The organism is Bradyrhizobium sp. USDA 241 (genome assembly GCF_049739505.1).
Classification (GTDB): Bacteria; Pseudomonadota; Alphaproteobacteria; order Rhizobiales; family Xanthobacteraceae; genus Bradyrhizobium; species Bradyrhizobium liaoningense.
Map to the genome: position 1 here is coordinate 1522307 of NZ_JBMGPZ010000004.1, position 13568 is coordinate 1535874.

Genomic DNA, 13568 nt, shown 5'->3' on the forward strand with positions numbered 1-13568 from the left:
CCGTCCGAGGATGGGTGGCGAGGGGGACCTCAGATGATTTCGACCTGGAGCGACTGGAAGCGCTATCCCCGTCAGGGACGCGGAGAGAACCTGGAGGCGCCGATTTCGCCCGGTATTTACGAGGTCCGCATCGCCGGCACCGGCGCACTCTATTCCTTCGGCGCCGTCGATAATCTGGCGCAGGCGCTGGCGCTGCTGCCGGTCGGCTCGAAGTCATGGTTCGGCCGCCGCGACACCTCTTCAGTCCCTGATCTCGAGTACCGGACGTGCGCGACATCCACGAAGGCCGACGCCAAGGCGGCGGCCGAGCGCATGATCGGCCGGCGCGAGACCTATATGAGCGGCGCGGCCTAAGGCCGCTGCCAGTTTAACTGCCATCTGACGTGCGTTGCAGGGCGGTGCATTGCGCGTCGTCCGTCCCTATATTGCGGCCGATCCGATCGCCCAGGGAGAAACGCCATGACCCCGACTGCCGCCGCACGCGCCCCGCAAGCCACCTCCAATTTGCGCGACCGGTTGAAGGATCCGTCGCTCTTGAGGGAGGCCTGCTACATCGACGGCGCCTGGGTCGGCACGCCGGTCTTTGCCGTCAACAATCCCGCCACCGGCGTCGAGCTCGCCAAGGTTCCGCAGCTTGGTGCGGAGGAGACGACCAGGGCGGTCGAAGCCGCCGAGCGCGCCTTTCCGGCCTGGGCCAAGCACACCGCCAAGCAGCGCTCCAACATCCTGCGCAAATGGTTCGAGCTGATCATCGCCAATCGCGAGGACCTCGCGCTGATCCTCACCTCCGAGCAGGGCAAGCCGCTCACCGAGGCACTCGGCGAGGTCGACATCGGCGGCGCCTATGTCGAGTTCTTCGCCGAGGAGGCGAGGCGCGTCTATGGCGAGACCATCCCGACGCAACGTCCCGATGCGCGGCTGCTTGCGATCAAGCAGCCAATCGGCGTCTGCGGTGCGATCACGCCGTGGAATTTCCCGAACTCGATGATCACGCGCAAGGTGTCCCCGGCGCTCGCCGCCGGCTGCACCGTGGTGCTCAAGCCCGCCAACGAGACGCCGCTGTCGGCGCTCGCGCTTGCCGCGCTTGCCGAGAAGGCGGGTGTGCCCAAGGGCGTCTTCAACATCGTCACCGGCGATGCCCCGCCGATCGGCAAGGTGTTGTGCGAGCATCCGGCCGTGCGCTTCGTCGGCTTCACCGGCTCGACCGCGGTCGGCAAGATCCTGTATCAGCAGGCTTCGGTCGGCGTGAAGCGGCTCGGCCTCGAGCTCGGCGGCAATGCGCCGTTCGTGGTGTTCGACGACGCCGACATCGACGCCGCGGTCGAAGGCGCGATCGTCTCCAAATACCGCAACATGGGCCAGACCTGCGTCTGCGCCAATCGCCTCTATGCCCAGGACAAGATCTACGACGAGTTCGTGCAGAAGCTGTCGAAGAAGGTCGCGGCGATGAAGATCGGCGACGGCACCGAGAGCGGCGTCACGCAAGGGCCTTTGATCAACATGAAGGCCGTCGACAAGGTGGAGCGCCACATCGCCGATGCCGTGAAGCGCGGCGCCAAGGTCGTTACCGGCGGCAAGCGCAGCGAGCTCGGACGCTCGTTCTTCGAGCCGACCGTGCTGGCCGACGTCAAGCCGGACTCCCTGGTGGCGCAGGAGGAAACCTTCGGCCCGCTCGCGCCTGTCATCCGCTTCAAGGACGAAGCCGATGTGATTGCGATGTGTAACGCCTCGCCGTTCGGCCTGGCCTCCTACTTCTATTCCCGCGATCTCGGCCGCGTCTGGCGCGTCGCCGAGGCGCTGGAGTCGGGCATGGTCGGCGTCAACACCGGCCTCATCACCACGGAGGTCGCGCCCTTCGGCGGCGTCAAGGAAAGCGGCCTCGGGCGCGAAGGCTCGCATCACGGCATGGAGGAATATGTCGAGATCAAATACGTGATGATGGCGGGGGTTTAACCCCCGGCCTCGTTTTACGACCTGTTGGGACGAAGGGCCCATTCCGGCTGGTTAGGCATCATCCTCGTGCGATCACGTTTGACTTCCCGGCTCCACGCAAGGGATTGGTCACCGGCACCTGTCGCGGAGAAACCTCCCTCAGCGGGAGGTAATCGCATATGACTTTCGGACGGGCCTGAGCAAGCGCCTCGTCCTTCGAGACGACCGCTTTGCGGTCTCCTCTCCATGAACCACCTGTCAGACGACGTCTGGCAGGTGGTTCATGGTTCCATGTGCAGCGTCCGCTTTCGGCGCTGGCGACTCAGGGTGGGGCTAAGTGACATCGGTGCCCGTCGAAACTGCTGCCGCACACTCCGCCCTCATCCTGAGGGCCCGCCGGAGGCGGGCGTCTGGAAGGATGGCCGCAGGCGAGTTTCCCGCCGCGCTTCCTCACATGCGATAGCCCTGCCTCAGCGGGGAGGCAGAATCACGCCTTGGCAGCAACGTACCCGTAAAAATTCATGAGAAAGTCTTTAGTGGCGAGGGGCTTTGCGGCGCCGGCTTTATTCGCGTGCGGGATCTCGTATTCTCCGTTGCCCCAAGAGAAAACCTTCGCCTTCACGTACCCGTTCACGACCTGTATCTTCTCGCGCAGCACGACCCAGTGCATCGTGAACGCGGAGCCTTTATCGGACTGATCATCATAGTCCGTCATATTGGCGCTTATGAAGAGGCATACGCGATACCCCCTGTCGAGCAGGGTGTTGGCTTCGTTTACATCGTCGATGCCTTTGTTGAATCGCGAAATGTTGGTATTCTCGCGCACGTCCCGGTATCCGGCCTTGCGGAACCATTGCTCCATCTCGCTCGGCATGGTGACGCCGGCAAGATCGCTGATTTTGCCCGTGTCGTCGAAATCGAGAAACCAATTCTCTGAATCGCGTATGGAGGCGCACGTCAGCCAATCGACGTGGTCCAGCGACCAGGGCGGCGTGTAGTTCCTCACATCCTTTCCCGGCTTGATCAGCAGGCGGCCAAGATTCGCCTGCCCCTTCTGATACAGGTCGATCGCGAACCGCGCGTAGTGCCCTGGCTTATCGGATGCGTAGCTGAACATCAGCGCGGAGGGCCCGCACAGACTTCCCTTATCCTGATCGATGAGGCTCGGCTTCGCGATGCGCCTGAGAATACCTATGCCGACGCGGTGCGGGTCGAGCTTCGGAAAGAACGTGGTCCTCGTGTTCTTGAGGAAATCGCAGACCATTTCTGCGGCGATTTTCTTGTGCCCCGTGGGTCGGTCAAAATCCCCCGGGTATGGTCACTTGAAACTCCCCCACCTGATGATCGCCGTCAGCGCCGCTGAACAGCAGTAGCCGGTCAGGCAGGACGTTTATGTTCGACCCCTTTAGCCAGCAAGGGGCCGGGGAGTTGAACGTCTTGAAGCGACATCTGCAAAGCACCGTACTTACATTACTTGATCGCAACACCAGCCAGCGCGAGATTCACCGGCTGACGGGTGTCGATCGCAAGACGATCCGGCGTTATCAGGCGCTGCGGGCCGGTGCGGAGGCAAATTCCCCCGGGGAAGTGACCACCGGCTCGGTGAGCGCGGACGGCCAAATTCCTCCACCCCGACCACCGGCTTTTGGGACATCGGAAGCGACGGTCACCAGCAGCCTGGCCCGTTCGGCTTGCGAAGCGCATCGGACGTGGATCGAAGAACAGGTCCGGCTGAAGCGGAACGCGCAGGCGATTTACCAGGACCTGGTTGATCAATTTGGCTTTCCGTCCAGCTACCAGAGTGTCAAGCGGTTTGTGCGCCGGTTGCGGCACGCTGATCCTGAGCAGTTTGATCGTCTTGAGTTCCTCCCCGGCGAGGAAGCTCAGGTCGACTATGGCGAGGGCGCGCCGACGGTTGATCCGAAGAGCGGGCGGTACCGTCGTCCCCGCCTGTTCGTGATGACGCTACGCTACTCGCGGCGCAGCTTCCGGCGGGTAGTCTGGAAGTCCAGTCAACAAGTCTGGGCGCAGCTCCACGAAGAGGCGTTCCGGTATTTTGGCGGGGTCCCCAGCTATGTCGTGCTCGACAACCTGAAGGAAGGCGTCCTCAAGCCGGATTTGTACGAGCCCCAGCTCAACCCGATTTACAGCGCGATGCTGGCTCATTACGCCGTGGTCGCCGATCCCGCGCGCGTGGCCGATCCAAATCGGAAAGGATGCGTCGAGAATGCGATTCAACATACCCAGGGCACTGCGCTGGCCGGACGGCGCTTCGAGACGCTGGAGGCGCAAAACGAGTTCTTGAGGCACTGGGAGGAGAACTGGGCTTCCAAACGCATCCACGGCAGCACGCGCCGTCAGGTCGAGGCGATGTTCCAGGAAGAGAAGCCGCACCTGCGGCCGCTGCCTGTCGCTCCCTTCCGCATCTTCACCGAAGTCGTCCGGACTGTCTGCGACGACACCACCGTACGCGTCGACAACAGCTATTACGCCGCGCGGCCCGCGCCGATCGGCAGCCAGGTCGTCGTGCGCATCTACACCACCACGATCGAGATCCGTGATCGCCACACCCGTGCGCTGCTGCGTGTTCATTCCCGGATGGCGCACCCCGGTTCTGTCGTCCTGCCGACCAGCGAACGGCCGTTCAACCCGTCGCGGCAAACCGCCGTGCTGCTGGCGAGCGCCGAGCGCATCGGACCGCAGACCAGGGCCTTGTGCCAGCAGGTGTTCGACACCGAAGGGCGCCCCGGACAGCGCGCGATGTGGGGCATTGTCGGGCTGGGCCGGAAGTATCCGGCGCGGCTGGTCGAGCAGGCCTGCGCGCACGCCATCGACAACCGCATCTACCGCTACAAGCACGTGCGTGCGACCGTCGAGCGGTTGTTCGAACAGGCGATCGAGCAGGTTGGAGTGACGCCACAGCCGGCATCGCCGCTCACCCAGGATCATCCGCTGATCCGTACCCCCGCGGAATACGGCGACCTCTTCAGCCGCGCTGTGCGGCGCGACGCCGACGACAATGGTCGGCAGGCCGAGGCTCACGACGATCACGCCACGGCAATCCGCGCTCGTGTCGCCTGCGCAACCCCGGCCAACTCCGGCGCCACGAGCGCTCCCGCTGCACCTTCTCACCTTAAACTGGAGACCTAGCCACATGATGACCATGCCGGAAATTGAGCGTTGCCTACGACAGCTGCGCCTGTCGGGTGTCCGCGACACGCTGCAGACGCGCGTGCTCCAGGCGCAGGGCGCCAACCAGCCCTTCCTCGAGACCTTCTCCCTTATCCTGCAGGATGAACTGGACCGTCGTCAGTCCCGTCTTATCGAGCGGCGATACCAGCAATCCGGGCTCGACGAAAAGCTGACGCTCGCCGAGTTCGACTGGTCCTTCAATCCCAAACTGCCACGTCAGACCTGCTTCCAGCTCCACACCCTGGCGTTCATTGCCGCTGGCGAGAACGCTCTGCTTGTTGGCAAACCTGGCACCGGGAAGTCGCACATCGCCAAGGCGATTGCCTATCAGGCGATCCTGCAAAGCCACAAGGTCCAGTATCTTGAGACCGACGACTTCTTCCACCGCTACGCCCTGAACTCTCCGGCACAACGCGAGGTCCGGCTGCGAACCATCATCGACTGCGATCTCCTCGTGCTGGACGATCTATTCCTCGCACGCGCCATCCCCGACGCCGCCGGCACTTTGCTGCAGACCCTGATCCATCAGCGTTACAAACTGCGCCGCAGCGTCATCGTCACCTCCAATCGCGTCGTGCAGGATTGGGGGGCATACCTTGGGGACAACACTATGAGCACGACGATCCTCGATCGCCTTATGCATCATTGCCATCTGCTTGAGTTCGACGGACGCAGCTATCGGCTCAAAGAAGCCGCTGAAGCTCTTGCCCGGGAAACAAACTCAAACTAACAGTCCCTTGTCCTGCCTCGCGGGTGGAGGAATTTGACTGACCACACCCGGAGGAATTTGAAGTGACCCGCGGGGCTTGTGATCCGAATTGAGATCGTACGGTCCGATCCCGAGCCACTTCTTCTTTTCGTCGCCGACGAAAAGGGTGATGAGCTTTTTCGAAGTAGGGGAGAGCGTTCTGGAGGTATTCGCAATGGTGATCAGGTCGTCCAGCTCGAATGCGGTGACCATGCCGTCCGTGACGGTGGCCCGGACGATATCGACCACCTCCGCGTAATCCAGCTTTGAATCGTCGGCGAGGCCTTTGCCAAGTGCAGCATTGACGGAAGGAGTAGCGACGGCATCCCACTGGCCCTTTTGCGGGGCGGGCTTGGCGGCCGCCTTTGTCGACAGTTCAACGAGCCGCTTGAATGTCGGGCCCGTAGGCCGAATGTAACCGTCGGGCGTGCCGGGAAAGTTCTTCTTTTGGAAATACAGAATCGAGGTGTAGAGGCTGTCGCTGGCGTGACCGGTCACGACCAGCTGCGGTTTGAGCATGTTCTCAGCACCACCGTCGGAAATGGAGATCTTGTTGAGCAGCGAAATGACCAGCTCCTGGTCCTTCTTCCAGTTCTGGCAGCTTCGACCCGTCGCCGCGAACCGTCCGACTTTATCTTTCAGCTGCATATGGTGTCTCCTTCGATACCAAAATGCTGCCTCGAACCTCCTGACATGCGGCCGGCTGAGGCAGGCGCTGTGCCAACTCTTCCGCTGTAGAATGTTGGTCGCACCTGCCGGCCTTTGTGTTCACTCGCAAGGGCAGCGGCTGTCCTGTTGTAACTTTCACTAGTGCGTGATGGCTGAGCCGAACTGATAAGGCCGGCATCTTCGTCGGCAATGCCACAGACGAGCATCGCGCCACGCGCCAGCCAAGTTTCGTCTCACCTGCTGATCCGGCAGCCGTTGAACGGGAGCCCATGGTGGGCAGGCGTTCCTGCGCCTATTCCGCCAACGACATGATCGATGTCGACAACGGCATCATCGTTGACGTCGAAGCGACGACCGCAATCCGACAGCCGAGATGCTGGCTGGTCCGGCTCGACGCCAGGCGGGCGCCGAAACGGAAATCGCCGGCTGCTGAGCGCTGCACAACGGATCCGGTCTATGTGCAGGCGTGAGGCGCGGCGGAGCACGATGGTGCGTCGCACCTCGCTTGACGCAGATCAAGAGACCTCAGGCGAGACAGCATAGTCTGGCAAGAACGGCATCATATGGTGGCGCGCGCAAGATTGCGGCTCTCGAATGCTGACGAGGATTTCTTTCGCTCCGGGTGAAAAGCAACTTTTAGGCCGCTTCTGGCAGAGCGCCTCGGGATACTGGCGCGGACCAACGGCGTGGACAGCGTGGCTTCTGGTGGTCGCGTTGATCGTCAACGTCATCCTGCAGCTGCTGACGCAGTATGGACTCAACTTCTGGAATCGTGACTTCTTCAACGCCATTGGCCGGAAGGACCAGGCGGAACTTCTGTCCCAGGCGTTCCGGTTTTTGCCGCTGGCGGCGGCGAGCATCGCCTTGACCGTGTTCTCGGTGTGGGCACGCATGACCCTGCAGCGTTCCTGGCGCGAGTGGTTGAGCAACCGCCTCTATAGCGACTGGCTGGCGGATGATCGTCTTCCGAGGCGCAACGCAATCCAGGGACATCACGAGGCACCGGAGTATCGCATCGCCGAGGATGCCAAGGTCGCGACGGACCTCCCGATCGATCTGGCAACCGGTCTGCTTCAATCGGTGCTCACGATTGCAACATTCGTCGGGGTGCTATGGTAGGTCGGCGGCGGTCTGGAAATCAATTTCGATGGTATCGCCTTTGCGATTCCCGGTTACCTCGTCCTCGCCGTGATCGCGTATTCCGCGCTGCTGGTGATCGGCATTTGGCTGACGGCCGGCCGTCTGACGCGGGTCATCGAGGAAAACAAGCGCATGGAAGCCGAACTGCGGGCGATTGGAACACATGTGCGCGAGACCCGCGAAGGCAAGGTGGTGCAGGAGGCCGGCATGAATGGCCGCCACGCCGTTGGCGCCGCCTTGAAAGCCGTGATTGCGATCTGGCGAATCTACTGCTGGCAATTGATGCGGATGACGCTGGTGACCTATACGGGTCTTCTGGTGACGCCGGTGGTCGGCCTCTTGCTTTGCCTCCCCAAGTATCTTGGCGACACGATGACGCTGGGCGAGGTGGTTCAGGCTTCGGCGGCATTCGTCGTGGTCCAGACCGCGTTCAACTGGTTCACGGACAATTATGCCAAGCTCGCGGAATGGACCGCCTCCGCCAACCGGGTTGCCGAACTCCTGCTGGCCCTGGATGCGGATCACGCGCCCGGCGATGAAGCGGGTCATCCATCCGTCCCTGCCAAACGCATCGCGCCGTCGGGCGTTTGAGACGAGCCCGTCGCGCCGGACCGACAAGGTACGCGCTAGATCTTCAGCTCTGTTCCGGTCACGCGCCGATACGCTTCCAGATATCGTTTGCTGGTTGCATCGACGACGCTGGCCGGCAGCGGCGGTGGCGGGGCGTCGCCGTTCCAACGGCCGGCGCGGCGTTCGACGTCGAGATAGTCGCGCAAGGGCTGCTTGTCGAAGCTCGCCTGCGGCTGGCCGGGCTTGTAGGCATCCACCGCCCAGAAGCGCGAGGAATCCGGCGTCATCACCTCGTCGATCAGGATGATGCGGCCGTCCTTGTCGCGGCCGAACTCGAACTTGGTGTCGGCTATGATGATGCCCTGCTCCCGCGCCAGCTCCTCGCCGAGCGTGTAGATCGCGCGTGTCATGCTCTCCAGCGTGTAGGCGACCTCGTCGCCGACAACCTCGCGCATCCTGGCGATGGTGATATTCTCGTCATGGCCGCTCTCGGCCTTGGTCGCCGGGCTGAAGATCGCGGGCTCCAGCTTCTCGCTCTCGACGAGACCGGCCTTCAGTTTTTCGCCTGCCAGCGTGCCGCTGGCGGCATATTCCTTCCAGGCGGAGCCCGAGAGATAGCCGCGGATCACGCATTCGATCGGGAACACGGTGGTCCGCTTGCACAGCATGGCGCGGCCGAGGATCTCGGCGCGGTGCGGCTTCAACGCCGGCACGGCCGCGACGATCTCGTCGGTGTCCGCGCTGATCATGTGGTGCGGCACCACGCCTTCAAGCTCGTTGAACCAGAACGCGCTGATCTGGGTCAGCACCGCGCCCTTCATCGGGATGGTCTCGCCCATCACCACGTCGAAGGCGCTGATGCGGTCGGTGGTAACGAGCAGCAGACGATCATCGTCGACGGCGTAGATATCACGCACCTTGCCGCGTCCGATCTTGGGCAGGGGCAGGTCGCTGGAGAGCATGGTGGACATCGGTATGGCTTTCGCAGGCAGGGCCTTCAGGCAATGAACCGGCCGCGCCGGATGGCGCAGCCGGAAACCCGATTAGCCTATTCCGGCAGCGGAATGAACTCGTGTTCCTGCGGAACTGCGGCGAAGCGGCCGGTTTTCCAGTCCTGCTTGGCTTGCTCGATCCGCTCCTTGCTGGAGGAGACGAAATTCCACCAGATGTGGCGCGGTCCTTCGAGCGCATCGCCGCCGAGAAACATCATCCGCGTCGCCTTGAGCGCCTTCACGGTGATGCGGTCGCCGGGCCGGAAGATCAGGAGCCGCGGCCCCTCGTAACGTTCGTTCGCGATCTCGACCTCGCCCTCCACCACGTAGATCGCGCGCTCCTCATGATCAGGATCGAGCGGCACGGTCGCGCCCGCGACCGCCGTGACCTCGGTGTAGAACCAGGGGGACACCATCGTGACGGGCGAGGCGATGCCGAAGGACGAGCCCGCGATCACGCGTGCGGTAAAATCGCGCTCGGAGATCATCGGCAGTTCGCCGGCGGCGTAGTGCTGGAACGACGGCGCGATCTCTTCCGATCCGGCCGGCAGCGCGATCCAGCTCTGCAATCCCAGCATCTTCTGGCCCGAGGCGCGCTGCGCATCCGGCGTGCGTTCGGAATGCGCGATGCCGCGGCCGGCCGTCATCAGATTCATCGCACCCGGCGCGATCTCCTGGACGTTGCCCTCGCTGTCGCGATGCATGATCGCGCCGTCGAACAGATAGGTGACGGTGGCAAGCCCGATATGTGGATGCGGACGCACGTCCATGCCCTTGCCCGAGACGAACTGCACCGGGCCAAAATGGTCGAAGAAGATGAAGGGCCCCACCATCTGCCGCTTGCCATGCGGCAGCGCCCGCCGCACCGCGAATCCGTCGCCGAGATCGCGCGTCCGCGGGACGATGACGAGATCGAGCGCATCGCAGGACATGGGATCGCCGAGCACGGGATCGTTCGAGGGTTGCCAGCTCATGGGTGGGACTCCTGTTTCTTGCTGGTATGATCGTAGCAGAATGATCGAGGGAAAGGGAGAAAACTGATGATTCCGCCGCTCAAGCCTGGAGCCGAACTGCTCCGCGTCACGGGCCCCAGCATTGAGACAGAACGTCTGATTCTGCGCCCGTGGCGCGCGAGCGACATCGCTCCGAATTCCGTGATGCTCGCCGATCCCGGCACAGCTAGCTACATCGCCGCCGACGGCAAGCCGGTCACGACCGAGATCGCTGGCTGGCGCAACGCGGCCGTGATCTCCGGGCATTGGTCGCTCCACGGCTTCGGCATGTTTGCGGTCGAAGAGAAATCAAGCGGCAGCTACATCGGGCGGGTTGGTCCGTGGTGCCCTCCGGGCTGGCCCGGCTTCGAAGTCGGCTGGGGCATTGCCAGGGAATTCCGCGGCCAGGGCTACGCTACGGAAGCAGCGCGCGCATCAATCGATTGGGTGTTTGACAGTTTTGAGGTTGACGAGATTATGCACTGTATCGAAAGCGCGAATGCGTCGTCGCAGGGGGTGGCACGCAGCCTCGGGGCCCGAAAGGATCGCGAGATTGATCTGTTCGGTAAGCCAGCCGACGCCTGGATCACCTCGCGGGCTTCGTGGAGGCGATAAATTGAACCGAGGTCCGATCTGACCTAAGTTCGCGGCAAAGACAATCGGCGCAATCGGAACGGCGGGATGCTGTTGACCAATCTCGAACTTGCCTTTCGCGCTGCCAGCGTCGCGCTGCTGCTGGTGCTGGTGGCGTCATTACTCTCCGATTTCCGCAATGTCCTCGCCGCCCGGCTCGGCGCCGCCTTCGCGCTCGGCTCGGCGGCGCATGCCGCGAGCTATTCCATCGGCGTGTCGTCGCCCGTTCCGATCTGGCATGCGCCGCTGATTGCGCTTTCGACCGGAAACATCGTCGTGTTCTGGCTGTTCACACGCGTGTTGTTCGACGACGAATTCCGGTTACGCGGGTGGCACGGTTTGATCTGGGCCGCGGTGACCGCCTTCAGCTTCGTCGGGTGTCTCTGGATCGCGCCGGGCGGGAATGCGCGGTTCTCCGTGACGGCAGTGAACCTGATCGTGCTCGGTTTCATCGCGCTCGCCGTGGCGCAGACGATCGCCTCGTGGTCGGCCGATCTGGTCGAGCGCCGCCGCAATGTTCGCGTCTTCATCGTCAGCGCCGCCGCGCTCTATGGCGGGTTGAATGCCGTGCTCCAAATCCTCGTTGGCGGCATTGCCGGCGATGTCGCCAACACGATCAATGCCGGTGTGCTCGCCTGCATCGTCGCGGCGATCGCCTACGCCATGATGCGCGTCGATGGCGCCGATCTGTTTCCGGCACCGGTGGGGGCGCCGGCAATCGTGGCGCAGCCCGCGACGGTCGATGAATCCGCCGACCAGAAGCTCATCGATGCCCTGATGCGGCTGATGGCGGACGAGCGGGTCTATCGCCAGGAGAACATCACCATCGGCGCCTTGGCGGGCCGGCTCAAGATTCCCGAATACAGGCTGCGCCGGCTGATCAACCAGCGGCTTGGCTATCGCAACTTCAATGTGTTCCTGAACAATCACCGGATCGAGGAGGCCAAGGCCGCGCTCGCCGACCCCACCCAGGCCGAGGTCCCCGTCATCACCATCGCGATGGATGCCGGCTTCCAGTCGCTCGGACCGTTCAACCGCGCGTTCAAGGCGGTGACCGGCGTGACACCGACGGAATACCGGCGGCTGAAGGTAAATGCGGTCTGATTTCTAAGCCTTTCTAATCACGACGGAATTTTAGAATCGGCGAGCCTCGCCCGGCTTCGACCAAGTCGATTTCAAACTTCGGCGAGCCGCCATTGGCGAGCTTCGGCTTCCTCCCCCGGCACACCTCTCGAAACCGGAGAAAGCCCGTGACCCGCCGCCGCAAGATCCTCTTGCTCGCCGCCTCTATCGCCTGTGCCGGCCTCGCGCTCGGTGCGGTTCGCGCCCAGGATATGCCCAAGGTCGCCACCGGCTTCGTCGCCGACATCCTCTGCGCCGAGACGTTCGTCTCGGGCCTCGATACCAGGCGCAACTTCAGCGAGACCAACGATGCGATGCCTGGCACCAGCCTGATCACCTGGGCGATGGACTACCAGGTCGATCGCGTGCGCAAGGACGTCACGGTGACATTGTTCGGCATCGGCCGCAGCCATGCCGTCTATCGCGAGGGGCTGGGCTGCACGCTCGAGCAGGGCGCAGCGATTGCCGACGTCACGGTGCCGGCGGACGACAGGCAACCGGCGCTGCTCCCCGAGATCGCCGGCCCCGCGATCGTGCCGCCGCAAAGTCCCGAACTCGCCGCCGCGCTCGACCGCGCCTTCGCGGAGCCCGCACGACCGCCCTACCGCCGCACCCGCGCGGTCGTCGTGATGAAGGCGGGCCGGATCATCGCCGAGCGCTATGCGGCCGGTATTGAACCGGAGACGCCGCTACTCGGCTTCTCCATGACGAAATCGGTAATTTCGGCGCTAACAGGCGTGCTGGTGCGTCAGGGCAAGCTGAAGCTCGACGGGCCCGCGCCGGTTGCGGCCTGGAAAGATCCTGATGATCCGCGCCATGCCATCACCGTCGATCAGTTGTTGCGTCACACCGCGGGGCTGGCGCTCGGCAGCTCGCTGCAAGCCTCGCTCGGCTCGGCGTTCGAGCCGGTCAACAGGATGAAGTTCGTGGAGGCCGACATGGCCGCCTATGCGGCGAGCATCCGGCTCGAGACGGCGCCCGGCACGGCGTGGAACTATCACGATGGCAACTTCCTCATCCTCTCGCATCTGATCCGCGTTGCCACCGGTGGCAAGCCTGCTGACGCGCTCCGCTTCGCGCGCCGCGAATTGTTTGGCCCGCTCGGCATGCGCCATGTCGTGCTCCAGCTCGACGGCTCGGGCACGATCGAAGGGTCGACCGAGATGCTGGCGTCAGCGCGCGACTGGGCGCGCTTCGGCCAGCTCTATCTCAATGACGGCGTCGCCGGCGGCAAGCGCATCCTCCCTGAGGGCTGGGTGAGCTACACGGCCGCGCCCACATCGAACGCGTGGGTCGGCATCGGCGCCGGCTTCTGGACCAACCAGGGCGACAGTTTTGGCGCGAAGCTTCGCGTGGAGCACGGCTGGCCGCGCGATGCCTTCTTCGCCAAGGGCACGATCGGGCAATACACCATCGTGATCCCGTCGGAGAAGCTGGTGATCGTGCGCATGGGACGCTCGCCGAACGCCCCGCCGCAAGCCGATGGCGTGTTCGATCTGGTGCGGGATGTGATTGCCGCAACGCGCGAGAAGGGGAAGCTGGCGGGAGTGGATTGAGGTCTTTCTTACCCTCCAGGGG

At 63.4% G+C, this 13568-nt stretch carries 13 protein-coding genes and 1 pseudogene; 10 read left to right on the top strand and 4 right to left on the bottom strand.

The window, feature by feature from the left end; genetic code table 11:
* The first annotated feature begins 33 nt into the window (after positions 1-33).
* Positions 34-354: a hypothetical protein gene (locus tag ABIF91_RS17010; protein ID WP_028176521.1), complete on the top strand. Its 321-nt coding sequence runs from the start codon at positions 34-36 to the stop codon at positions 352-354.
* Positions 355-459: 105 nt separating this feature from the next.
* Positions 460-1953, top strand: coding sequence for an NAD-dependent succinate-semialdehyde dehydrogenase (locus ABIF91_RS17015; RefSeq protein ID WP_028176522.1), 1494 nt, complete (start codon positions 460-462; stop codon positions 1951-1953).
* 466 nt (positions 1954-2419) lie between these two features.
* On the opposite strand, the gene ABIF91_RS17020 is transcribed toward ABIF91_RS17015, so the two are convergent.
* Complete coding sequence (locus ABIF91_RS17020) at positions 2420-3196, bottom strand: hypothetical protein (RefSeq protein ID WP_245285408.1); 777 nt, start codon at positions 3194-3196, stop codon at positions 2420-2422.
* A 128-nt stretch (positions 3197-3324) separates the two neighbouring features.
* Here ABIF91_RS17020 and istA point away from each other — a divergent pair, with 128 nt between their 5' ends.
* The gene (istA, locus tag ABIF91_RS17025) at positions 3325-5082 is read left to right on the top strand and encodes an IS21-like element IS1631 family transposase (protein WP_100214066.1); all 1758 of its coding nucleotides are present in this window, start codon (positions 3325-3327) and stop codon (positions 5080-5082) included.
* Positions 5083-5086: 4 nt separating this feature from the next.
* Entirely contained in the window at positions 5087-5854 is a 768-nt protein-coding gene (istB, locus tag ABIF91_RS17030; protein ID WP_424578711.1) for an IS21-like element IS1631 family helper ATPase IstB, read from the top strand.
* Here the strand turns inward: istB and ABIF91_RS17035 are convergent.
* Positions 5846-6520, bottom strand: a complete 675-nt coding sequence (locus ABIF91_RS17035) for a hypothetical protein (protein ID WP_245285442.1) — start codon at positions 6518-6520, stop codon at positions 5846-5848. The two genes, istB and ABIF91_RS17035, sit on opposite strands and share 9 nt — an antisense overlap.
* A 242-nt stretch (positions 6521-6762) precedes the next feature.
* Between ABIF91_RS17035 and ABIF91_RS17040 the strand changes: the two are divergent.
* The 3 genes and pseudogenes from ABIF91_RS17040 to ABIF91_RS17050 form a co-directional block, all read left to right on the top strand.
* Positions 6763-6913, top strand: a pseudogene (locus ABIF91_RS17040) (IS5/IS1182 family transposase); the annotation flags it as partial.
* Between the two features lie 222 nt (positions 6914-7135).
* Entirely contained in the window at positions 7136-7660 is a 525-nt protein-coding gene (locus tag ABIF91_RS17045; protein WP_245285443.1) for an SbmA/BacA-like family transporter, read from the top strand.
* A gap of 153 nt (positions 7661-7813) precedes the next feature.
* Complete coding sequence (locus ABIF91_RS17050) at positions 7814-8272, top strand: hypothetical protein (RefSeq protein ID WP_245285444.1); 459 nt, start codon at positions 7814-7816, stop codon at positions 8270-8272.
* A gap of 35 nt (positions 8273-8307) precedes the next feature.
* On the opposite strand, the gene ABIF91_RS17055 is transcribed toward ABIF91_RS17050, so the two are convergent.
* Complete coding sequence (locus tag ABIF91_RS17055) at positions 8308-9222, bottom strand: phosphoribosylaminoimidazolesuccinocarboxamide synthase (protein ID WP_028178099.1); 915 nt, start codon at positions 9220-9222, stop codon at positions 8308-8310.
* 77 nt (positions 9223-9299) lie between these two features.
* Positions 9300-10217 carry a pirin family protein gene (locus tag ABIF91_RS17060; protein WP_028178100.1) on the bottom strand — a complete coding sequence of 306 codons (918 nt, stop codon included), beginning with the start codon at positions 10215-10217 and terminating at the stop codon, positions 9300-9302.
* 66 nt (positions 10218-10283) lie between these two features.
* On the opposite strand from ABIF91_RS17060, the gene ABIF91_RS17065 reads away from it, so the two are divergent.
* From ABIF91_RS17065 to ABIF91_RS17075, 3 genes are all read left to right on the top strand, one after another.
* Positions 10284-10850: a GNAT family N-acetyltransferase gene (locus tag ABIF91_RS17065; protein WP_028178101.1), complete on the top strand. Its 567-nt coding sequence runs from the start codon at positions 10284-10286 to the stop codon at positions 10848-10850.
* Between the two features lie 66 nt (positions 10851-10916).
* Positions 10917-11972 (top strand): helix-turn-helix domain-containing protein, encoded by a 1056-nt coding sequence (locus tag ABIF91_RS17070; protein WP_028178102.1) that lies wholly within the window; start codon positions 10917-10919, stop codon positions 11970-11972.
* Positions 11973-12118: 146 nt separating this feature from the next.
* A complete protein-coding gene (locus tag ABIF91_RS17075; RefSeq protein WP_028178103.1) occupies positions 12119-13546 on the top strand; it encodes a serine hydrolase domain-containing protein in 1428 nt (475 codons plus the stop codon).
* Positions 13547-13568: the final 22 nt, after the last annotated feature.